We start from the raw sequence: 21602 nt of genomic DNA, 5'->3' as shown, positions 1-21602 counted from the left end.
GCGGTTACTCTTCGCTGAACCAGTCGCGGTTTTCCTGGCGGATCAGCAGCACCGATTCGCTGATCTCCTGCAAATGCAGGCGCATCGTTTCATCGGCCGCCTGCGGGTCGCGACGCTCCAGGGCGTGAAAAATATCGTTATGCTGGCGCAGCAGCATTTCCGGCGGGGAGACGTGATCGAGGCTCATGTAGCGCACCCGGTCAATGGTCGCTTTGATGTTCTCTACTGTGTCCCAGGCGAGCTGGCAGTCGGCCACCTGCGTCAGGCGGTAGTGGAATTCGTCGTCGAGCTGGAAGAAATCGCTCAGCTGTTTGCGGTCGATGGCGGTGCGCTGCTGATTGAGGTTCTGCTCAAGCTGATAAAGATCGGCGTCGGTCAGCATCGTGGCCGCGCGCTGCACCACGGCCCGCTCGATGGCCTGGCGCACAAAGCAGCCGTTGCGTACCTGGCGCAGCGAGATTTTATTGACGAAACTGCCGCGCTGCGGGCGGATCTGGATAAGTCCGTTTTCCGCAAGCTTAATAAACGCTTCACGCACCGGCTGGCGCGACACGTCAAAGCGCACCGACACCTCTTTCTCCGAAAGCGGGGTGCCCGGCGGGATCAGACAGTGCACGATATCGCGGCGCAGGATGCGGTAGATCTGTTGACTCACCGGCTGGGTCGGGTTGAGCGGAGTTTCAGCGGCCATTCTTCTGTCTTTATTTGCGGGTTACTGCGGCAATTTACCATTAATTGCCCACCCCGCCCAGCGCTGGCGCGGGGAACGGGCAAGGCGGGAACTACTGGCGGTGCACGCTAAGTCCGGCGAAGCTCTGGCTGACCGGCATCATTTCCAGCGTGTTGATGTTGACATGCGCAGGCAGCGAGGCCACCCACCAGACCGCTTCGGTCACGTCTTCCGGCGTCAGCGCGTTGGTGTTTTCGTAAGTTTTACCGGCTTTGTCGTCGTCGCCTTTAAAGCGCACGTTAGAGAATTCGGTGCCGCCCACAAGACCCGGCTCGATATCGGTCACGCGAACCGCGGTGCCGTGCAGATCGGTGCGCAGGTTGAGGCTGAACTGGCGCACAAAGGCTTTGGTCGCGCCGTAGACATTGCCGCCCGCATACGGCCAGCTGCCCGCCGTGGAGCCGATGTTAATCACATGACCGCGGTTGCGCTCGACCATGCCCGGCAGCACGGCGCGGGTCATATACACCAGCCCTTTATTGTTGGTGTCTATCATATTTTCCCAGTCTTCGACGCTCGCTTTATGCGCAGGCTCCAGCCCCAGCGCCAGCCCGGCGTTGTTGACCAGCACGTCGATATCGCGCCACTCCAGCGGCAGCCCGCTGATGGCTTCTTCGATAGCCGCGCGGTTGCGCACGTCCAGTTGCAGCGTCAGCACGCTCTCGCCGAGCTCGTCTTTCAGCGCATCCAGACGCGCCTGGCGGCGGCCTGTCGCGATAACTTTATGACCGTTTTTCACAAAACGACGGGTAATGGCCTCGCCAAAGCCTGCCGTGGCGCCGGTAACCAGAATAATCATCTCGCTGTTCCTCAAGGCTTTTTCAGAACCGTTACCTTAGCACGCCCCGCGCGAGCTGTGGAATATCACTTACTGATAGCTTGCGCCGCGAAATCATTGCTGTTTATGGCGCGGCTGCATAAGCTGTGATTTTGCCATCACCCTTTTGCGGGAGACTCTCATGCCGGTGACCACCCCTTTTTCTTCAGCGAGCGCGCTGCCTTATGAAGCGCCGCCGTTCAATGCGATAACCGATCAGCATTATCGTCCCGCCTTTGACGAGGCGGTGCGCCAGAAGCGCGCCGAGGTGGAGGCCATCGCCGCCGAGCCTGCCGCGCCTACCTTTGAAAATACGTATCTGGCGCTGGAGCGCAGCGGCGCGATGCTCTCGCGCGTCACCAGCGTCTTTTTCGCGATGACCTCAGCGCACACCAACGATTACCTGCAAACGCTGGATGAAGAATTTTCCACGGAGCTTGCCGCGCTGGCGGACGATATCCACTTTAACGAGACCCTGTTCGCACGGCTCAATGCCGTGTATGAGCAGCGCGACGCGCTCGGGCTCGATAACGAATCGCGGCGGCTGGTGGAAGTCGTCTGGCAGCAGTTTATGCTGGCTGGCGCGACGCTTGACGCGGAGCAGAAAGCGCAGCTGCGGGCGCTGAACCAAGAGGCGGCACAGCTCACCAGCCAGTTCAATCAGCGTCTGCTGGCGGCGGATAAAGCCGGCGGCCTGCTGGTCTCATCCCGCGAACAGCTGGCGGGCCTGAGCGAAGCGGAGATCGCCGCCGCCGCCGAAGCCGCGCGTGAAAAGGGACAGGAAGGGCGCTGGCTTATCGCGCTCCTCAACACCACCCAGCAGCCCGCGCTGCAGTCGCTCACCGATCGCGCCACGCGCGAGGCGCTCTTTAAGGCGGGCTGGCACCGCACCGAGAAAGGCGACGCAAACGACACCCGCGCGCTGGTGCTGCGGCTTGCCGCGCTGCGCGCGCAGCAGGCGGCGCTGCTGGGCTTTCAGGATTTCGCCGCATGGACTATCGCCGATCAGATGGCGAAAACCCCGGAGGCAGCCCAGGGCTTTATGCGCGACATCGTGCCTGCGGCAACGGCGCGCGCCGAACGAGAGCTTGCGGATATCCAGCAGATTATCGACAAACAGCACGGCGGCTTTCAGGCCGAAGCCTGGGACTGGGCGTTTTACGCCGAGCAGGTGCGTCGCGAGAAATACGCGCTCGACGAGGCGCAGATCAAACCCTTTTTTGAACTCGACAATGTGCTGACGCGCGGCGTCTTCTATGCCGCCAGCGCGCTGTTTGGCCTCACGTTTACCGAACGCACGGACATTCCGGTTTATCATCCTGACGTGCGCGTCTGGGAGATTTTCGATAAAGACGGCAGCGGGCTCGCGCTCTTTTACGGTGATTTCTTCGCGCGCGACAGCAAAAGCGGCGGCGCCTGGATGGGCAATTTCGTCGAGCAGTCGACGCTCGCCGGTCATAAACCGGTGATCTACAACGTCTGCAACTACCAGAAACCCGCCGCCGGGCAACCCGCGTTAATCTCCTGGGATGACGTCATCACGCTGTTCCACGAGTTCGGCCATACGCTTCATGGCCTTTTCGCGAGCCAGCGTTACGCGACGCTTTCCGGCACCAACACGCCGCGCGATTTCGTCGAGTTCCCCTCGCAAATCAACGAGCACTGGGCGAGCCACCCGGACGTGTTCGCCCGTTACGCGCGCCATTATCAGACCGGCGAGCCGATGCCGGAGGCGCTGCGTGAAAAACTGTTCCGCGCGGCGCGTTTCAATAAAGGCTATGACATGACCGAACTGCTGGCGGCGGCGCTTCTCGACCAGCACTGGCACAGCCTGACCCCGTCATCGTCGCCCCACGACGTTGCGGCTTTTGAGGCGGCGGCGCTCACGCACGAGCGTATCGCGCTGCGCGCCGTACCGCCGCGCTATCGCAGCAGCTATTTCGCCCATATCTTTGGCGGCGGCTATGCGGCGGGCTATTACGCCTATCTCTGGACGCAAATGCTCGCCGACGATGGCTACCAGTGGTTTGTGGAGCAGGGTGGGTTAACCGCGCAGAACGGGGCGCGCTTTCGCGAGGCGGTGCTGTCGCGCGGCAACAGTCACGATCTCGAAGAGGTCTGGCTCGCCTGGCGCGGACATGAACCGCGTATCGAGCCGATGCTGAAAAACCGGGGCCTGAGCGAATAAGGCCACGTTTAAGCGGCGTTGAACCTGCGCGTGCCATCATAGGGAAATAAGCGTGATGTTGAGCGCAGGACAATAACAATCCATGCAAGCCTTACCGTCGGGTCCGCCTGGCGGTATTTTTTTACCCGCCCGTCAGTCATCCCATTTTTTACTGCAGTAAGCGGCAAGAAATCCCACCAGCAAGACAATTCCCGGCATACAAATCAACAGTTGCGCAGCGTCCGGCATCGCCACTCCCGTCGTTTATTCACATCATCCTTTTACAAAGACCTTAACGTGTGACGTAAAGACGACAGTCCGATAACCGTTTTGCGACACGCGCTTAGCGCGCCGCTTCGCGAAGCGTCTCGTCCGGCAGGTTGGCGGCGTCCGGCAGCTGCGGCGGCACGGCGAACCCGGCGCCTGCGCTAAAGACGGGCAAGCCCTCAAGCTGCCACTGTTGCCAGAGCGTCAGTTGCGCGGGTGTGAGCGGAACATCGCTGAAGACCAGATAATGATCGGCGTCGAACTGCGCGAGGTCCGGCAGCGGCACCGGCTGATGTAACACGTCGATGCGAAAACCCTCGCCGGAGTAGCGGATCGCCTCCAGCCAGACGCTGAGCGAATCATGGCTGTTCATCGCCATAATCACCAGCCCCGACGCCGGACGCTTGCGCAGCGCCTGCATCAGAAAGGTGGCGTACTCGACAAGCAGCGTGTCGAAACGGGAGCGGCGGGTCAGCTGCGCGGAGCTGGTGCCGTGGTTCAGCCACAGGCGCAGCGGCAGCACCACGTTATCCAGCAGCATCGGCGCCGGCAGCTCGCGGCCCATTTTGCGCAGCAGCGCGCGGGCTTTTTCCAGGCTGGTTTTCTCAAGCGTGGCGAGCAGTTGTTCCTGCCAGACTTCCCACTGGCTTGCCAGCGAGCCTTCTTCACCTTTAAGACGACGGGCCACTTCGTCCAGCGGCAGGCCGCGGTCAAGCCACTTGATAATGGCGTGAATGCGCATCAGGTGGGTGTAATCGAAATAGCGCTTGCCGCTATCGTTGCGCGCGGGCTTGAGCAATCCAGACCGTTGCCAGGCGCGTAAATTGGTCATGCTGACTCCGCACTGATCGGAGAGCATCTCGATCGTGAAATGAGACATGGCGATTCCTTACAGTGAGGCTATAAAACTTAACAGGAGAGGAAAATGCCCTTTCTGGAGAAGCGAAGGGAAGAGGTGAACAGGATCTACGCTAACACAATTCATAGACCCTGCTAATCATTTAATGTGAATTATTCATTATTAATAGAGAATGCGGGTATTCATTAGGTAAGCTGATAATGGCGATTAGGCAGAATCTTAGCCGGTTTCTGCGACTCGTTATTCATTTCGCGCAGGTCTATTTCAATATTATTACAGAGCGCATCCAGCGGCAGGTCGTTATCCTCGGTGCCGAACGGATCTTCCAGCTCTTCGGCCAGCGTATCCAGCGCAATGAACGTATAGGAAATAAACACCGAGAGAAACGGCGTCATATAATGCAGATCGGTCACCAGCGCGAACGGCAGCATAATGCAGAAGCAATAGACCGTGCGGTGCAGCATCAGGGAATACGCAAAAGGCGGCGGCGTATTGGCGATACGTTCGCAGCCCGCCAGCACAGCCGCAAACTGGTTAATATGCTGGTCAAGCGTCTGGAACAGAATATCGGACAGCCCGTTGCGCCGCGCCGCAAGCCATTCACCCATGATGAGTAAAATCGTATTGCAGGGTGAATTGCTGTGCATCACGCGCGTCATTTCGCTGCGGGTTAAATAACGATCAAGCACGTTGTCGAGCTTTTTGCGGCGCAGCGTCAGGCGCAGACAGTGGCAAAACGCCACTTCGAGATTGACCAGATGGTGCAGCTCCTGCGCGTTATCCGGCATCAGCGTGCGGGCGGTGCGCAGCAGGGAGCGGCAGTGGATAACCAGCTGGCCCCAAATCTGGCGCGCTTCATTAAAGCGTGCGAAACAAGTGCTGTTGCGAAAGCCGAGAAAAATCGCAATCGCCACGCCGAGAATACTGAATGGCGCGGTGGTCAGTTTTATTCCAAGCGCTTCATACCACGGTAAAAAGAAAATAACCGTCACCGAAAGCAGGAAATTAAGGAGTAGACGTGTGGATATTTTGGCTAATACGGAACCATGCCAGACAAAGAGTCGGGCGAACCAGTGCTGTGGGGGTCGAACAATCATGATACTCACAAGGGGTTAACAAAAGCGCTACATATTAAACGAGATAGCGCTTTTGTCTGCAACCTGAAAAACGCAGTGGTTTACCCCAGAGGAATAAAATTCGCCTTCTCACGGGCCAGCCAGTCGCGAGACTTTCTTATTGAACCGCCTTTGCGGAACAACAAAAAAACATCCTGACCCATAATCAGGACCATGAACCGGTCTTTAAGTTTGATGGCAGGGCAGCAGTACCATTTCTGTTTCATTAATCACTCCTTGGCGGAAATTAAATCAACAAACGACACTTCGCAGATAAAGAATAGCCTCAACACCAGCGACGAAATAATTAACGCTTTCTTTTAGGAATTTTCTTATTAAACGCAGGGGCGCAGGTGGAAAATCCTTTGCCATTCAGGAGATAAAAGCCTGTTGTGGAATATATCTGGCAGAGCGCGGCGATAAAACACATGCTGGCGGCTAATGTAACTTGCGAAACGGGAATGCCTGCCTATAGTTACTCCTGCGTCGCATGGTGAGGGCGCGGTTTAAATTATCTCTGCTAATCCGAGGAGAATATTATGGCTCAACATCGTGGTGGTTCAGGTAATTTTGCTGAGAATCGTGAACGCGCTTCTGAAGCCGGTCGTAAAGGTGGCCAGAATAGCGGCGGAAATTTTAAAAATGACCGCGAGCGTGCAGCAGAAGCAGGCCGCAAAGGCGGTAAAAGCAGCAGCCGTTCCTCTTCCTGACGGAGCGGCGGGCCGTATGCGCCTGGCATAACGTTCCTCCGGTATGGGTTAATGCTCATACCGGAGGTCGCCGCGCATTACGTAAATACTTCTTTATCAGTTTAATTACCTTATGAAATTACAACGCGCATTAAAAATAACGGTGCTGCCGCTCTTGTCCATCGCATTTATTGCACACGCGGAAAAAGACACCCCGCCGGGGGCGAGTAAATCCACCAGTACCAATTTACTGGAAACCGGCTCGGCGGTGTTGCAGAGTAATGCACCGTTAAAAGGATTTGATATTTATCTGGTGGGCTTTCATCCGATGAAAGATATCCCGGAAAAACAGATGGAAGCGCATCACTATTGCCATCAGGTCAATGAAGATTTCGCCCAGTGCGTCTTATTTGACGGCAATACGAAAGACGCCAACATGAACGGCGTAGAATATATTATCTCCGAAAAACTCTTTAACCAGCTGCCGCCACAGGAAAAACAGTACTGGCACCCGCACAACGGCGAAATCCTCAGCGGCCAGCTGATTGCGCCCGGCATTCCGGCCCCGGTTGAGCATCGTCTGATGCAGAGTAAAATGAACAGCTACGGCAAAACCTGGCACGTCTGGCATACCGGCGGACCAGGCGACAAGGGCGACGCGCTGCCGCTCGGCCCGCCGATGCTCGCTTGGTCATTCAACCGCGACGGCGAGGCAAAACCAGAACTTGTGAGCGAACGCGACAAAAAGCTCGGCGTGAATACCGAAGAGATCCGCCGCTCACGCGCCGATTTACAACCGCTCGCGAAGCCGCAAAGCGGCGTGGATGCCCTCAAAGGGCAGTTTAAACGCGACACTCAGGATATCCCCGGCGTCGTGGACAGCAACGCCGCTACAGAAAAAAAATAATCCCGTTTTGTGCCTTCTCTTTTCCCCACTTCGGTGGGGAGTCTTTTACATGAATTTTTTTCAACACCCATGAAATTTCCTCGTTTGCCTGAATCCGGGTCTGATGTCATTCTCTGGACATATAGCCATCCAGACGGCCAAATATTCAATATCTGAACTATCACCTGACGTAATCATCGCGTCAGGCCACGAGGAGAACACCATGCAGCGTCAACACGCCCCGTTTCGCGCCGATATCGTCGGCAGCTTTTTACGCCCGGATGCCATTAAGCACGCCCGCCAGCAGTTTGCGGCAGGGGAAATCGACGCCGCGCATCTGCGCCGTATTGAAGACGACGCCATTCGTCACGCCGTTGAGCAGCAGTGCGCCTGCGGCCTGCACGTGGTCACCGACGGCGAATTCCGCCGCGCCTGGTGGCATATGGATTTCTTCGCCGCGCTACAGGGCGTACAGCTGGTGGAAGTGGAGCAGGGCATTCAGTTCAACGGCATCCAGACCAAAGCGCAAAGCGTGCGTGTCGTGGGTAAAGTGGCGTTCGGTGACCACCCGATGCTGGAAGATTTTCGCTTTCTGAAAAGCGTCAGCGGCAATGCCGAGCCGAAGATGACCATTCCGAGCCCGAGCGTGCTGCATTTTCGTGGCGGCGCGGCGGCCATCGACCGTAACGTCTACCCGGATCTCAACGACTATTTCGACGATCTGGCAACCACCTGGCGCGACGCCATCCGCGCGTTCTACGACGCGGGCTGCCGCTACCTGCAGCTTGACGACACCGTCTGGGCGTATCTCTGCTCGGATGAACAGCGCCGTCAGATCCGCGAGCGCGGCGATTCGCCGGACGAACTGGCCCGCATCTATGCCCGCGTGCTCAATCAGGCGCTGGAAGGCAAACCGGACGACCTGACCATCGGTCTGCACGTCTGCCGCGGTAATTTCCGCTCCAGCTGGATTGCCGAAGGCGGTTATGAGCCGGTGGCGGAAGTGCTGTTCGGCACGGTCAACGTCGATGCGTTTTTCCTGGAGTACGACAACGATCGTTCCGGCGATTTCGCGCCGCTGCGCTTTATCCGTCCGGGTAAACAGCAGGTGGTGCTGGGCCTTATCACCACCAAAAACGGCGAGCTGGAGAACCCGGAATTAATCAAAGCGCGCCTTGCCGAGGCCGCGAAATATGTCGATATCAACCAGATCTGCTTAAGCCCGCAGTGCGGGTTCGCCTCGACCGAAGAAGGCAACAGCATCAGCCCGGACGAGCAGTGGCAGAAAGTCCGCCTCGTGACCGGCGTCGCCAGCGAGGTGTGGTAACGCAAGCGAGGGCGCCAGCGGTTATTGGCTTTTGGGAGGTGGGGGCGCGTAGCGCGCCCACCTTTTTTATGGGCGGGAGCCGTGGCGGATTTTCTCCCAACCGGCCTGGGTTTTGGGAAAACCAAAATATGTCGGGGTGGTGGAATGGCGAACGGAACGATGCCACCGGCGTTGCACATTTCCCTTCAACCCGGCTGCGAAAACCGGGCGGCGGGTGCGCTGCGCTTACTCGCCCTACGGTTACTGGATTTAAGGAAACGTCGGCGCGGAGGGTTTTGCTCCGGCTAAAAAAAATCGGCCGCGCCGTTTCGCCGCAGGCCGGGGCGCACCGGAGGGACCCGGTGCGAGGGCATGACAATACAGGGATGTATTGTCTTGCCCGACCCGTGGCCGGAGGGAATAAGGCACGGCTTCCCCGCAGGGGCGATTTTCTGCCGGGAGCCGGGACTGCAAAGGGGGCGGCGGCGAGCCCCCTTTGCACGTTCGCGTGAGGAAGACGCACATATAAACGCGGCGTGATAGCGAACGGAACGTTGTCACCGCCCTTGCATATTTCCTTTCAAGCCGACGGCGAAACCGTGCGGGGCGGGTGCGCTGCGCTTACCCGCCCTACGATATTGGGCCTCACGTTTGATGTAGGGTGGGTAAGCGCAGCGCATCCACCCGTCGTGATATCCCCTTTATAAAAGACACATCACAAAACCTTATTTACCGCGCTGCGCGCCATCACTTTTCTTTATTTCTGACTTGATTGCACATTTATGTCGCATCGCTGCACCATCACGTCTCCCTTTTTTATTAAAAAACGCGGTGCCACATAAATAAACCCGCCGCTAACGTTTTCTTAAATAACTATCTTGCTGATTTTAAACGTTTTTATAAAACTGGCATTCCGTTTGCTAAATACCTTTCATCTTGTATACCAGATGGGATGCCAGTTATGTCACAGAATTCACTGCTGTTTACGCCGCTGACGCTTGCAGAGTGGCAAAGGGAATATCAGGACGGCCCGCAGCGCATTCGCGAAATATATTCAGCGGCTTTTAGCGCTGCTGAAAATAGCGATCCGGCGTGGATAACCCGCGCCAGCGCGGCACATATTGAGGAACAAATTGCAGTGCTGCTGGCCGCGCTGGCGCAGGGGAAAACCCTCGCGGATTTCCCGCTCTTCGGCGTGCCGTTCGCGGTGAAAGACAATATCGACGTCGCGGGGCTGCCCACGACGGCGGCGTGCCCGGCGTTCGCGTATACCCCGCAGGACGACGCCGCCGTGGTCGCGAAACTCAAAGCCGCCGGTGCCATCGTGCTGGGTAAAACCAATCTCGATCAGTTCGCCACCGGGCTTGTCGGCACACGCTCGCCGTATGGCGCGGTGCCGAACACCTTTAACCCGGCCTATGTCAGCGGCGGCTCCAGCGCGGGCTCCGCCTCGGTGGTCGCACGCGGGCAGGTCGCCTTTGCGCTCGGCACCGACACCGCAGGCTCGGGCCGCGTCCCGGCCGGGTTTAACAATATCGTCGGCCTCAAACCCACCAAAGGCTGGCTTTCAAATCGCGGCGTGGTGCCTGCCTGCAGGCTTAACGACTGCGTCTCGGTGTTCGCGCTCAGCACCACGGATGCTTTCCAGGTGGCGACCATCGCGGGCGGTTATGACGCCAGTGACGCCTATTCACGGCATAACCCGCGCACCGCGCCCGCGCGGCTGCCCGCAAAACCGCGCTTCGCGGTGCCAGACCAGCCCGAATTCTACGGCGATCGCCACAGCGAAGCGGCCTTCCGCCAGAGCCTCGCCCGGCTTGAAGCGCTGGGCGCGACGCTGGTGCCGGTCGATTTCACGCCGTTTCGCCAGCTTGCTGAACAGCTCTATCAGGGGGCCTGGGTGGCGGAGCGCACCGTCGCGGTGGGCGAGATGCTCAACCAGCCGCCGGAGGTCATGGATCCGACGGTGCGCGGCATCGTCGAAGGTGGCCTGAAGTACAGCGCCTGCGACGCCTGGCAGGCGGAATATACCCGCGCGGCGCTCACGCGGCGCATCGCGCAGGCGCTGGAGCAGGTCGACGCGCTGGTCGTCCCGACGTCGCCCACCATTCACACGCTGGAAGAGATGAACGTCGAGCCGGTGCGCTACAACTCGCATTTCGGCTACTACACCAACTTCACCAACCTGGCGGATCTCTGCGCGCTGGCGCTGCCGGGAGATTTCCGCGCCGATGGCCTGCCGGCGGGAATTACGCTTATCGCGCCCGCCTGGCACGACGCCGCGCTGGCGCACTTTGGCGCGCTCTGGCAGCAGGCGGTCCCGCTGCCGCTCGGCGCCACCCATAAAGCGCTGCCTGCCGCGGGCCCGCTGCCGTCCTCGCCACACCATGTGCGCCTCGCCGTGGTCGGCGCGCACCTGCGCGGTATGCCGCTCAACCACCAGCTCACCACCCGCGATGCCGTGTTTATCGAAGAGACCACCACGGCGGCGGATTACCGCCTCTATGCGCTCGCGAACACCACGCCGCCGAAGCCAGGGCTGGCGCGCGGCGCGGCCGGACAGCCCATCGCGGTGGAGCTGTGGGACATCCCGCTCGCGCGTTTTGGCGAGTTTGTCGCGGAGATCCCGTCACCGCTCGGCATCGGCACGCTCACGCTCGCCGATGGTCGCGCCGTGAAAGGCTTTATCTGCGAGCCGCAGGCGCTGGAGCGCGCCACCGACATCACCGAATGGGGCGGCTGGAAAGCCTGGCTTGCCCGCCACCAGAGCGCCTGAGGAGACCCGACCATGTTCAGCAAAGTGCTTATCGCCAACCGTGGCGAAATCGCCTGCCGCGCCATCCGTACCCTGAAGAAAATGGGCATTGCCAGCGTCGCGGTCTATGCCGACCCGGACAGTAACGCGCAGCACGTGCGTGACGCCGATATCGCCATCGCGCTCGGCGGCGAGGCGGCGCGCGACAGTTATCTTAACGTCGATAAAATCATCGCGGCCGCGAAAGCGAGCGGGGCGCAGGCCATTTTCCCCGGCTACGGCTTTTTGTCGGAGCGCGCGGAGTTCGCGGCGGCCTGCGAGGCCGCGGGCATTGTGTTTATCGGGCCGACCGCGCAGCAGATTGCCGATTTCGGGCTCAAACACCGCGCCCGAACGCTTGCCGCTGAGGCGGGCGTGCCGATGACGCCAGGCACCGGGCTTCTGCGCTCGCCGGAGGAGGCCCAGCAGGCGGCACGTGAGATTGGCTACCCCGTCATGCTGAAAACCACCGCAGGCGGCGGCGGGATTGGGCTCACGCGCTGCGAAGATGCCGCCGCACTTGCCGACGCCTGGGAGAGCGTGAAGCGTCAGGGCCAGCAGTTCTTCAGCGATGACGGCGTGTTTATCGAGAAATTCGTCAGCCGCGCCCGCCACCTCGAAGTGCAAATCATGGGCGACGGGCAGGGACGCGTAGCGGCGCTCGGCGAGCGCGACTGCTCACTGCAACGCCGCAACCAGAAAGTGGTGGAAGAAACCCCCGCGCCGGGGCTGCCGCAGGCGACGCGCGAGGCGCTGCACGCCGCCGCCGTCGCGCTTGGCGAATCGGTCAACTACCGCAGCGCAGGCACGGTGGAGTTTATTTATGACGCCGACAGCGACAGCTTCTGGTTCCTGGAGGTCAACACCCGCTTGCAGGTGGAGCATCCGGTGACCGAAGCGGTAACCGGGCTTGATCTTATCGAATGCATGATCAAGGTCGCCGCGGGCGAGCCGCTGGACTGGGCGCGGCTGGCGCAGGCGCCGCAGGGCGCGGCCATCGAGGTACGTCTGTATGCGGAAGATCCGCTGAAAAACTTTCAGCCGTCGCCGGGGCAGCTTACCGACGTCGCGTTCCCCGACAACGTACGGGTGGACGGCTGGGTCAGCACCGGCACGCATGTGAGCGCGTTTTACGATCCGATGATCGCCAAGATCATTGTCCACGGTGATGACCGTCCGCAGGCGCTGGCGAAACTGCGTAAGGCCCTGGACGCCACGCGTCTGCACGGTATCGCCACCAACCTGGATTACCTGCGCCAGATTATCCGGCTGGAGGCGTTTGAAGACGCGACCATGTGGACGCGCCTGCTGGATGAGGTGAAATACCAGGCGCATGCCATTGAGGTCGTGGAGCCGGGCACCTGGAGCAGCGTGCAGGATCATCCGGGTCGTCTTGGCTACTGGGATATCGGCGTGCCGCCGTCCGGGCCGATGGATGACTATGCCTTCCGGCTGGCGAACCGGATCGTCGGCAACGCGCCGGAGGCCGCCGGACTGGAATTTACGCTCCAGGGGCCGACGCTGCGCTTTCACAGCGAGGCCGTGTTTGCGCTCACCGGCGCGGACTGCGACGCCGAGCTTGATGGCGAGCCGGTCGCCTGCTGGCAGCCGGTGACCGCCCGCGCCGGACAAACGCTGAAGTTAGGCCGCGCGCGCACCGGCTGTCGCGGCTATCTGGCGGTGCGCAACGGGTTCGACGTGCCGCTGTATCTCGGCAGCCGTTCCACCTTCGCGCTCGGGCAGTTCGGCGGCCATGCCGGACGCACATTGCGCCCCGGCGACGTGCTGGCCATCTCCCGCCCGGCGCTCGCCGCCTGCACGACGCCTGCGCCCATCGCGCCGCCCCAGACGCCGGAGCCGGGGCTGATCCCGCGCTACGGCGACGTTTGGGATATCGGCGTGCTCTACGGACCGCACGGCGCGCCCGATTTCTTTACGCCCGCCTCGATGGATACGTTCTTCGCCGCCGAGTGGCAGGTGCATTACAACTCCAACCGGCTCGGCGTGCGGCTGGTCGGCCCGAAACCCGAATGGAGCCGCGCCGATGGCGGCGAGGCGGGACTGCATCCGTCCAACGTACATGACTGCGAATACGCTATCGGAGCGATTAACTTTACCGGCGATTTCCCGGTGATCCTCACGCGCGACGGCCCGAGCCTCGGCGGCTTTGTCTGCCCGGTCACCATCGCCCGCGCGGAGCTGTGGAAAGTGGGCCAGGTGAAGCCGGGCGATCGCATCCGCTTTCACCCGATAAGCATTGAACACGCGCAGTCGCTGGAGCTGGCGCAGGAAGTGGCGTGCAACCACCTGCGCGCGGTGAGCGCGCGCCCGGACGAGACGCCGTCGATGCTGCCGGGCAGCACGTCGAGTGCCGCGATCCTCGCTGAGGTGCCCGCGCACAACGGGCTGCCTGCGGTGGTGTGGCGGCAGGCGGGCGACAGTTACATTCTCATCGAGTATGGCGATAACGTGATGGATCTGGCGCTGCGCCTGCGGGTGCATCTGCTGATGAAAGCTATCCGCGCCAGCGGCGTCGCGGGCGTTGAAGAGTTGTCGCCAGGCGTGCGTTCGTTGCAGGTGCGCTATGACAGCCAGCGTCTGGGGCAGCGCCCGCTGTTAACGCTGCTGATGAGCCTTGAGAAACAGCTCGGCGACGTTCAATCGCTGAAAATCCCGTCGCGCATCGTCTGGCTGCCGATGGCCTTTGAAGACAGCGCGACCTTAGGAGCGGTGGAGCGTTACCAGCAAACGGTGCGCAAAGAGGCGCCGTGGCTGCCGAACAATGTCGATTTTATCTGTCGCGCCAACGGGCTTTCGCACCGCGACGAAGTGAAAAACATCGTCTTTGACGCCAGCTATCTGATCCTCGGCCTCGGGGATGTTTATCTCGGCGCGCCGTGCGCGGTGCCGGTAGACCCGCGCCACCGCCTGCTGAGCAGCAAATATAACCCGGCGCGCACCTGGACTGCCGAGGGCACCGTCGGCATTGGCGGCATGTATATGTGCATTTACGGCATGGATTCGCCAGGCGGCTATCAGCTGGTGGGGCGCACGCTGCCTATCTGGAACAAATTCCTCAAAAACCCGCAGTTCGGCGACGAGCCGTGGCTGCTGAAATTCTTCGACCAGGTGCGGTTTTACCCGGTGAGCGAGGCGGAGCTGAACGATTTGCGCGACGCCTTCCGCGAAGGGCGCGCGCAGGTGCGCATCGAAGAGACCGAGTTCGATTTCGCGGCCTATCAGGCATTTCTTGACGCGAACGCGCCGGATATCGCCGCGTTTCGCGAGCGGCAGCAGGCGGCCTTCAGCGCCGAAGTAGCCCACTGGCAGACGCAGACCACTGAGAGCGACGCGCTTGCGGTGGAGCCCGAAGAAGAGACGGACACCGCAGGGCGGCTGGTGAGCGCCGATCTTAACGGCAACGTCTGGAAAATCCTTGTGGAGCCGGGCCAGCGGGTGAAGCAGGGCGAGCCGCTGGTCGTGGTGGAGGCGATGAAGATGGAACTGATGGTACACGCGCCGGTCGACGGCGTGGTGTCGAAGATCCGCTGCCAGCAGGGGCGGCCTGTGGCGCCCGGCGATGCCCTTCTGTGGCTGGGGTGATCTGACCTGGCTTGCTTGTCAGATTGCGCCGCCGACGGTCAGCGCACCCGCCAGCCGCAGGGCGCAGGGCGCAGGGCACACAAAAGGAGAAGATATGCCATTAACGGCCAGACAACGCGCGGCGCACCCGGAGGCGCAGGGGGAGCGCATCTACCGGCTGCTTAAACAGGAGATTTTCGATTTCCTCCTGCTGCCAGGCGATCGCTTTAGCGAAAACGACATCGCGGCGCGCATGGGGGCGAGCCGTACGCCGGTGCGTCAGGCGCTGCAGCGGCTCGCGCAGGAGGGCTATCTCGACGTGCAGCCGCGCAGCGGCTGGCAGGTGCGGCCCATCGATTTCGATCACCTCGAGGCGCTCTATGACCTGCGCGTCGTGCTGGAAACCGAGGCCGTAACGCGGCTCTGCGCGCTCCCGGCGCGAGTCACGCCGCTGCCGCTGGTCCAGCTGCGCGAATTCTGGATAGAAGCGCCGCCGCTTGCCGAAGGCTGCGACGTCGCGCCCTATGACGAGGCGTTTCATATGACGCTTGTGGGGGCGGTGGGCAACCCGGAGATGGCGCGCGTGCACCTTGAGGTCACCGAAAAAATTCGCATTGTGCGCCGGATGGATTTCACCCAGGCGGCGCGCATCAGCGCCACGTACGCCGAGCACGGCCAGATCCTGCTCGCGGTCCTTGAACGCAACGCACAGGAGGCCCGGACCCGACTGCACGACCATATTGCTCAAAGCCAGAAAGAGGTTCGCAAGATAACGCTTCACGCCCTGCATCAGGCGGGGCGGAAGACGCGAGATTAACCATACACACAGCCCTTACTACCAGGAGTGAAGTCTATGCATCGTCGTACCTTGTTAAAAGCTTTCGCCCTTTCCGCCTCGGTCATCAGCATGGGGTTCGCCTTCAGCGCCCAGGCCGCCGACACCATCAAAGTGGGCATCATGCACTCGCTCTCCGGCACGATGGCCATTTCCGAAACGCCGCTCAAAGACGTGGCGCTGATGACCATCGATGAGATCAACGCCAAAGGCGGGGTGCTCGGTAAAAAACTCGAACCGGTAGTGGTGGACCCGGCCTCCAACTGGCCGCTGTTCGCCGAGAAAGCCCGTCAGCTGTTAAGCCAGGATAAGGTGTCGGTGGTCTTTGGCTGCTGGACGTCGGTGTCCCGCAAGTCGGTGCTGCCGGTGTTTGAGGAGCTCAACGGCCTGCTGTTCTATCCGGTGCAGTATGAGGGCGAAGAGATGTCACCGAACGTCTTCTACACCGGCGCGGCGCCGAACCAGCAGGCGATCCCGGCGGTGGAATACTTGATGAGCGAGGACGGCGGCAGCGCGAAGCGCTTCTTCCTGCTCGGCACCGATTATGTCTACCCGCGCACCACCAACAAGATTTTGCGCGCCTTCCTGCATTCAAAAGGCGTTCAGGATAAAGACATCGAAGAGGTCTACACGCCGTTCGGCTACAGCGATTACCAGACCATCGTCGCCAATATCAAAAAATTCTCGGCGGGCGGTAAAACGGCCGTGGTGTCCACCATCAACGGCGATTCCAACGTGCCGTTTTATAAAGAGCTCGCCAACCAGGGCCTGAAGGCGACCGACGTGCCGGTGGTGGCGTTCTCGGTGGGCGAAGAGGAGCTGCGCGGTATCGACGCCAAACCGCTGGTGGGTAACCTGGCGGCGTGGAACTACTTCGAGTCGGTGGATAACCCTGAGAACCAGAAATTTGTCGCCGATTACCGCGCGTATGCCAAAGCCCACAAGCTGCCGAACGCCGACACGGTGGTGACCAACGATCCGATGGAAGCGACGTATGTGGGCATCCATATGTGGGCGCAGGCGGTTGAGAAAGCCGGCACGACGGATGTCGACAAGGTACGTGCGGCGATGGCGGGGCAATCTTTTAAAGCGCCGTCCGGCTTTACGCTGACGATGGATAACACCAATCACCATCTGCACAAACCGGTCATGATCGGCGAGATCGAAGGCAACGGGCAGTTCAACGTGGTGTGGCAGACCGAAGCGCCTGTCCGTGCGCAGCCGTGGAGCCCGTATATCGCCGGTAACGACAAAAAACCTGATGCGCCGGTGAAAACCGCCAGCAATTAAGGGGCGTTGGCGGGGCGCGCCGGGGTGCGGGTGCGCCTCGCTTACCTGCCATCTGTGCCACCCAGGGCCGCCGACACCTGTGCCCCAGAGGCCTCAACGGTTTCAAAGGAGATAACCATGACAATATTCCGCTGGCTGATGGTAAGCGCCTTGCTGCTGCCGTGGCTGGCCCGCGCCGCCGACGCCGATGATTTCGCCGCCGCCAACCGCAGCCATCAGGCCGCACTGCTGCAACGCTGGGCGACAGCGCCGGACGCCGCGCGTCTCCCACTCCTGGTGTCGCTTCACCAGGAAAACCTGGTGGTGGATGCCCAAAAACACCCGTTCGCGCAGCGCGCCGACGCCCTGACGCCGCTCGGTAGCGCCGCCGCGCCTGCGGGCGCGCTGAAACCGCTGCGTCTCACCAACCGCCTGCGCAATCTCGCCGCCGCGGCGCTGGCGACGCATCGCCTGGTGAGTGACAACGTCACCGAACGCCTTGACGCCGCCCGCGCGCTACAGCGCGACGGCGACCCGCAAATGCTCTCGTTACTGACGCAGCGCCTGGCGGCGGAAAAAGACAACGACGTGCGCGAGGCGCTCGCCGCCGCGCTCGCGAGCCTCCAGCTCGCCAGCCCCGACGCCGCAGTGCGCTTAAACGCCGTCACGCTGCTTGGCGAATCGGGCGACCCGCAGACCCGCGCGCGGTTGCAGCCTTACACCCAAACCGCCACCGAGCCGGACGCCCGCGTGCGCGAGGCCGCCTCTGCAAGCGTGCGCGCCATCGGGCATCGGCTGCTGGTCGGCGACCTGCTCGGCCAGGCATTTATGGGGCTGTCGCTCGGCTCGATCCTGCTGCTGGCCGCACTCGGGCTTGCCATCACTTACGGCCTGCTTGGCGTTATCAACATGGCCCACGGCGAAATGCTGATGCTCGGCGCTTACGCCACCTGGTGCGTGCAGAACGCGCTGGCCGCCGTGGCCCCGCAGTGGCTGGCGTTCTATCCGCTGCTGGCGCTGCCGGTGGCGTTTCTGGTGACAGCCTGCGCAGGCATGGCGCTTGAGCGCACTATTATTCGCCATCTCTACGGGCGGCCGCTGGAGACGCTGCTCGCCACCTGGGGTATCAGCCTGATGCTCATCCAGCTGGTGCGGATGGCGTTCGGCGCGCAGAACGTCGAGGTGGCGAACCCCGCGTGGCTTTCCGGCGGCGTCCAGGTGTTGCCGAACCTGATCCTGCCGTGGAACCGCCTGGTAGTGATGGGTTTTGTGCTGCTGGTGCTGTTCTTCACCTGGCTTGTACTCAACAAAACGCGCCTCGGCATGAACGTGCGGGCGGTCACCCAGAACCGCGCGATGGCGGCCTGCTGCGGCGTGCCGACCGGGCGCGTCGATATGCTCGCCTTCGGGCTCGGCTCCGGCATCGCGGGCCTTGGCGGCGTCGCGCTGTCGCAGCTCGGTAATGTCGGCCCGGAGCTCGGCCAGGGCTACATCATCGACTCCTTTTTAGTGGTGGTGCTGGGCGGCGTCGGCCAGCTGGCAGGCAGCGTCGCGGCGGCGTTCGGGCTTGGCATCTTCAATAAAATCCTTGAGCCGCAGGTCGGCGCGGTGCTCGGCAAAATCGCCATCCTGGTGATGGTTATCCTGTTTATCCAGAAACGCCCGCAGGGGCTGTTCGCACTCAAAGGGAGGGCTGTGGAATGACGCAGCCGGTGACCTTAACGCTGGTCCAGAAAGCGCCGCGCCTGAGCCTTATCGCGGGCGGCCTCGCGCTGGCGGCGCTGTTTGCGCTGCCGTTCCTGACGCTTTTGCCCGCAAGCCACCCGCTGGCGGTCTCGACCTGGACGCTCACGCTGTTGGGCAAAATGCTCTGCTACGCCATTGTCGCCGTGGCGCTCGATCTGGTCTGGGGATACGCCGGGCTGTTGTCGCTCGGCCACGGGATTTTCTTTGCGCTCGGCGGCTACGCGATGGGCATGTATCTGATGCGCCAGGCTGCCGGTGACGGGCTGCCCGCGTTTATGTCGTTCCTCTCCTGGACCGAGCTGCCGTGGTACTGGTGGGGCACCTCGCATTTTCTCTGGGCGCTGCTGCTAGTGGTGCTGGTGCCGGGGCTGCTGGCGCTGGTGTTCGGCTTTTTCGCCTTCCGCTCGAAAATCAAAGGCGTCTATTTCTCCATCATCACCCAGGCGCTGACGTTCGCGGGCATGCTGCTCTTTTTTCGCAATGAAACCGGCTTTGGCGGCAACAACGGTTTTACCGGCTTCACCACGCTGCTCGGGTTTTCACTGACCCACACCGGCACGCGCATCGCGCTGTTTATCGCCACACTCGCGCTGCTGCTGGGCTGTCTCGGCGTCGGGTTCTGGCTTGCGCGCAGCAAGTTTGGCCGGGTGCTGACGGCGGTGCGCGACGCCGAGAGCCGCCTGATGTTCTGCGGCTACGATCCGCGCGGCTTCAAGCTGCTGGTCTGGACGCTGTCGGCGGTGATGTGCGGGCTGGCGGGCGCGCTCTATGTGCCGCAGGTCGGGATAATCAACCCAGGCGAGATGTCGCCGACCAACTCCATTGAGGCGGCCATCTGGGTGGCGCTCGGCGGGCGCGGCACGCTGGTCGGCCCGGTGTTCGGCGCGCTGCTGGTGAACGGCGCGAAAAGCCTCTTCACCGTAGTGATGCCGGAGTACTGGCAGCTCTTTCTCGGGCTGATTTTTATCGTCATTACCCTGTTTCTGCCGCGCGGCGTGGCGGGGCTTCTGCGCAGAGGAGAGAAATAATGCACGCCACGGATACCCTTTACACCCGGCAGTACGAGACCGACCGCTTTCGCGCGCAGACCGATCCGGTGTTGCAGCTTGAAAATATCAACGTCAGCTTCGACGGGTTCAGGGCGCTGACCGACCTGACGCTCTCCATCGGCGTCGGCGAGCTGCGCTGCATTATCGGCCCCAACGGCGCGGGGAAAACCACGCTGATGGATGTGATAACCGGGAAAACCCGGCCCCAGAGCGGGCGGGCGATTTACGATCAGGAAACCGACCTGACGCGGCTCACGCCGGTGGACATCGCGCGGCGCGGCATCGGGCGCAAATTTCAGAAACCCACGGTCTTTGAGGCGCTGACGGTCGCTGAGAATCTCGAACTCGCGCAGAAGGGCGATAAAACGGTGCGCGGCACGCTGCGCGCGCGGCTAAGTGGCGAACAGCGGGATCGCATCGATGAGATGCTGTCGACGCTGCGGCTTTCCAGCGAGCGTCGCCGCCCGGCGGGCGCGCTCTCCCACGGTCAGAAGCAGTTTCTCGAAATCGGCATGCTGCTGATGCAGGAGCCGCATCTGCTGCTGCTCGACGAGCCGGCGGCGGGCATGACCGACGCCGAAACGGAATACTCCGCCGAGCTGTTTCGCGCGCTCGCCGGCAAGCATTCGCTGATGGTGGTGGAGCACGATATGGGCTTTGTGGAAACCATCGCCGACAAAGTGACGGTGCTGCATCAGGGCCAGGTGCTGGCGGAGGGATCGCTTGCCGAGGTGCAGGCGAATGAGCAGGTGATTGAAGTCTATCTTGGGCGTTAAGGAGCCGGCATGTTAGAAGTCAGCGAACTGAATCAATATTACGGCGGCAGCCATATTCTGCGCGGCGTGTCGCTTACGGCGCGGGCAGGCGAGGTGACCTGCCTGCTCGGGCGCAACGGCGTGGGTAAAAGCACGCTGCTGAAATGCCTGATGGGGCTAATTCCGGCGCGCGCAGGCGAGGTGATCTGGCAGGGAAAAGCGATCACCCGCTATAAGCCGCACCAGCGTGTCGGGGCGGGGATCGCCTACGTGCCGCAGGGGCGCGAGATTTTCCCGCGCCTGACCGTCGAGGAAAATCTGCTGATGGGGCTGTCGCGCTTTCACGGCGCGCAGGCGAAGGGGGTGCCGGAGGAGATCTACACGCTGTTCCCGGTGCTGAAAGCCATGCGCCAGCGCCGCGGCGGCGATCTCTCCGGCGGCCAGCAGCAACAGCTCGCTATCGGGCGCGCGCTGGCGAGCCGCCCGCAGTTGCTAATCCTCGACGAGCCGACCGAGGGCATACAGCCTTCCGTCATCAAAGAAATTGGCGCGGTGATCCGCGAGCTGGCGGCGCGCGGCGATATGGCTATCCTGCTGGTGGAGCAGTTTTACGATTTCGCCGCCGAGCTTGCGGATAACTATCTGGTGATGTCGCGCGGGACGATAATCCAGCGCGGACGCGGCGCGGACATGGAGGCCGAGGGCGTAAGAGGACTGGTGGCGATTTAGCGCGGGG

18 protein-coding genes are annotated in these 21602 nt (G+C 61.5%); 12 read left to right on the top strand and 6 right to left on the bottom strand.

Annotation, left to right across the window (positions count from 1 at the left end):
- Window positions 1–4 precede the first annotated feature (4 nt).
- Complete coding sequence (locus AFK67_RS10160; protein WP_007726211.1) at window positions 5–691, bottom strand: GntR family transcriptional regulator; 687 nt, start codon at window positions 689–691, stop codon at window positions 5–7.
- A gap of 91 nt (window positions 692–782) precedes the next feature.
- Window positions 783–1529, bottom strand: coding sequence for a bifunctional NADP-dependent 3-hydroxy acid dehydrogenase/3-hydroxypropionate dehydrogenase YdfG (gene ydfG / locus AFK67_RS10155; RefSeq protein WP_007726208.1), 747 nt, complete (start codon window positions 1527–1529; stop codon window positions 783–785).
- A 160-nt stretch (window positions 1530–1689) separates the two neighbouring features.
- On the opposite strand from ydfG, the gene dcp reads away from it, so the two are divergent.
- Window positions 1690–3735 (top strand): peptidyl-dipeptidase Dcp, encoded by a 2046-nt coding sequence (gene dcp / locus AFK67_RS10150; RefSeq protein WP_007726204.1) that lies wholly within the window; start codon window positions 1690–1692, stop codon window positions 3733–3735.
- A gap of 132 nt (window positions 3736–3867) precedes the next feature.
- On the opposite strand, the gene mgtS is transcribed toward dcp, so the two are convergent.
- The 4 genes from mgtS to AFK67_RS23185 form a co-directional block, all read right to left on the bottom strand.
- Complete coding sequence (gene mgtS / locus AFK67_RS23375; protein WP_394805326.1) at window positions 3868–3933, bottom strand: protein MgtS; 66 nt, start codon at window positions 3931–3933, stop codon at window positions 3868–3870.
- 124 nt (window positions 3934–4057) lie between these two features.
- Window positions 4058–4861: a MerR family transcriptional regulator gene (locus AFK67_RS10145; protein WP_007726202.1), complete on the bottom strand. Its 804-nt coding sequence runs from the start codon at window positions 4859–4861 to the stop codon at window positions 4058–4060.
- 164 nt (window positions 4862–5025) lie between these two features.
- The gene (locus tag AFK67_RS10140) at window positions 5026–5937 is read right to left on the bottom strand and encodes a bestrophin family protein (protein ID WP_038883616.1); all 912 of its coding nucleotides are present in this window, start codon (window positions 5935–5937) and stop codon (window positions 5026–5028) included.
- An 80-nt stretch (window positions 5938–6017) separates the two neighbouring features.
- Window positions 6018–6182: a hypothetical protein gene (locus AFK67_RS23185; RefSeq protein ID WP_007726200.1), complete on the bottom strand. Its 165-nt coding sequence runs from the start codon at window positions 6180–6182 to the stop codon at window positions 6018–6020.
- A 312-nt stretch (window positions 6183–6494) separates the two neighbouring features.
- On the opposite strand from AFK67_RS23185, the gene AFK67_RS10135 reads away from it, so the two are divergent.
- The 11 genes from AFK67_RS10135 to urtE all read left to right on the top strand — a co-directional run bounded on the left by AFK67_RS10135 (window position 6495) and on the right by urtE (window position 21595).
- Window positions 6495–6665 (top strand): con-10 family general stress protein, encoded by a 171-nt coding sequence (locus AFK67_RS10135; protein ID WP_038862904.1) that lies wholly within the window; start codon window positions 6495–6497, stop codon window positions 6663–6665.
- Window positions 6666–6777: 112 nt separating this feature from the next.
- On the top strand, window positions 6778–7551 hold the full coding sequence (locus AFK67_RS10130; RefSeq protein WP_007726197.1) for an OBAP family protein: 774 nt from the start codon (window positions 6778–6780) through the stop codon (window positions 7549–7551).
- 202 nt (window positions 7552–7753) lie between these two features.
- A complete protein-coding gene (locus AFK67_RS10125; protein WP_007726196.1) occupies window positions 7754–8857 on the top strand; it encodes a cobalamin-independent methionine synthase II family protein in 1104 nt (367 codons plus the stop codon).
- Between the two features lie 940 nt (window positions 8858–9797).
- A complete protein-coding gene (atzF, locus tag AFK67_RS10120) occupies window positions 9798–11612 on the top strand; it encodes an allophanate hydrolase (RefSeq protein WP_007727962.1) in 1815 nt (604 codons plus the stop codon).
- Between the two features lie 12 nt (window positions 11613–11624).
- Entirely contained in the window at window positions 11625–15233 is a 3609-nt protein-coding gene (gene uca / locus AFK67_RS10115) for an urea carboxylase (RefSeq protein WP_038883632.1), read from the top strand.
- A 94-nt stretch (window positions 15234–15327) separates the two neighbouring features.
- On the top strand, window positions 15328–16029 hold the full coding sequence (locus tag AFK67_RS10110; RefSeq protein ID WP_007727959.1) for a GntR family transcriptional regulator: 702 nt from the start codon (window positions 15328–15330) through the stop codon (window positions 16027–16029).
- 36 nt (window positions 16030–16065) lie between these two features.
- On the top strand, window positions 16066–17337 hold the full coding sequence (urtA, locus tag AFK67_RS10105; RefSeq protein WP_007727958.1) for an urea ABC transporter substrate-binding protein: 1272 nt from the start codon (window positions 16066–16068) through the stop codon (window positions 17335–17337).
- A 117-nt stretch (window positions 17338–17454) separates the two neighbouring features.
- Window positions 17455–19020 carry an urea ABC transporter permease subunit UrtB gene (gene urtB, locus AFK67_RS10100; RefSeq protein ID WP_038883635.1) on the top strand — a complete coding sequence of 522 codons (1566 nt, stop codon included), beginning with the start codon at window positions 17455–17457 and terminating at the stop codon, window positions 19018–19020.
- Window positions 19017–20090, top strand: a complete 1074-nt coding sequence (gene urtC, locus AFK67_RS10095) for an urea ABC transporter permease subunit UrtC (protein WP_007727956.1) — start codon at window positions 19017–19019, stop codon at window positions 20088–20090. The genes urtB and urtC overlap by 4 nt, the downstream gene beginning before the upstream one ends.
- Complete coding sequence (gene urtD, locus AFK67_RS10090) at window positions 20090–20887, top strand: urea ABC transporter ATP-binding protein UrtD (RefSeq protein ID WP_007727955.1); 798 nt, start codon at window positions 20090–20092, stop codon at window positions 20885–20887. Before urtC ends, urtD begins: the two co-directional genes overlap by 1 nt.
- Window positions 20888–20896: 9 nt before the next feature.
- Window positions 20897–21595, top strand: coding sequence for an urea ABC transporter ATP-binding subunit UrtE (gene urtE, locus AFK67_RS10085; protein ID WP_007727954.1), 699 nt, complete (start codon window positions 20897–20899; stop codon window positions 21593–21595).
- The last annotated feature ends 7 nt before the right edge of the window (window positions 21596–21602 follow it).

The sequence above is a fragment of the Cronobacter dublinensis subsp. dublinensis LMG 23823 genome, assembly GCF_001277235.1.
Lineage (GTDB): Bacteria > Pseudomonadota > Gammaproteobacteria > Enterobacterales > Enterobacteriaceae > Cronobacter > Cronobacter dublinensis.
Note: the sequence above shows the minus strand (reverse complement) of the source record. Positions and strands in the feature narration are given on the sequence as shown.

Bases quoted from the DNA above. Each gene is read 5' to 3' on its own strand.
- AFK67_RS10160 (WP_007726211.1), bottom strand. From the start codon at position 691: ATGGCCGCTGAAACTCCGCTCAACCCGACCCAGCCGGTGAGTCAACAG.
- ydfG (WP_007726208.1), bottom strand. From the start codon at position 1,529: ATGATTATTCTGGTTACCGGCGCCACGGCAGGCTTTGGCGAGGCCATT.
- dcp (WP_007726204.1), top strand. From the start codon at position 1,690: ATGCCGGTGACCACCCCTTTTTCTTCAGCGAGCGCGCTGCCTTATGAA.
- AFK67_RS10145 (WP_007726202.1), bottom strand. From the start codon at position 4,861: ATGTCTCATTTCACGATCGAGATGCTCTCCGATCAGTGCGGAGTCAGC.
- AFK67_RS10140 (WP_038883616.1), bottom strand. From the start codon at position 5,937: ATGATTGTTCGACCCCCACAGCACTGGTTCGCCCGACTCTTTGTCTGG.
- AFK67_RS23185 (WP_007726200.1), bottom strand. From the start codon at position 6,182: ATGAAACAGAAATGGTACTGCTGCCCTGCCATCAAACTTAAAGACCGG.
- AFK67_RS10135 (WP_038862904.1), top strand. From the start codon at position 6,495: ATGGCTCAACATCGTGGTGGTTCAGGTAATTTTGCTGAGAATCGTGAA.
- AFK67_RS10130 (WP_007726197.1), top strand. From the start codon at position 6,778: ATGAAATTACAACGCGCATTAAAAATAACGGTGCTGCCGCTCTTGTCC.
- AFK67_RS10125 (WP_007726196.1), top strand. From the start codon at position 7,754: ATGCAGCGTCAACACGCCCCGTTTCGCGCCGATATCGTCGGCAGCTTT.
- atzF (WP_007727962.1), top strand. From the start codon at position 9,798: ATGTCACAGAATTCACTGCTGTTTACGCCGCTGACGCTTGCAGAGTGG.
- uca (WP_038883632.1), top strand. From the start codon at position 11,625: ATGTTCAGCAAAGTGCTTATCGCCAACCGTGGCGAAATCGCCTGCCGC.
- AFK67_RS10110 (WP_007727959.1), top strand. From the start codon at position 15,328: ATGCCATTAACGGCCAGACAACGCGCGGCGCACCCGGAGGCGCAGGGG.
- urtA (WP_007727958.1), top strand. From the start codon at position 16,066: ATGCATCGTCGTACCTTGTTAAAAGCTTTCGCCCTTTCCGCCTCGGTC.
- urtB (WP_038883635.1), top strand. From the start codon at position 17,455: ATGACAATATTCCGCTGGCTGATGGTAAGCGCCTTGCTGCTGCCGTGG.
- urtC (WP_007727956.1), top strand. From the start codon at position 19,017: ATGACGCAGCCGGTGACCTTAACGCTGGTCCAGAAAGCGCCGCGCCTG.
- urtD (WP_007727955.1), top strand. From the start codon at position 20,090: ATGCACGCCACGGATACCCTTTACACCCGGCAGTACGAGACCGACCGC.
- urtE (WP_007727954.1), top strand. From the start codon at position 20,897: ATGTTAGAAGTCAGCGAACTGAATCAATATTACGGCGGCAGCCATATT.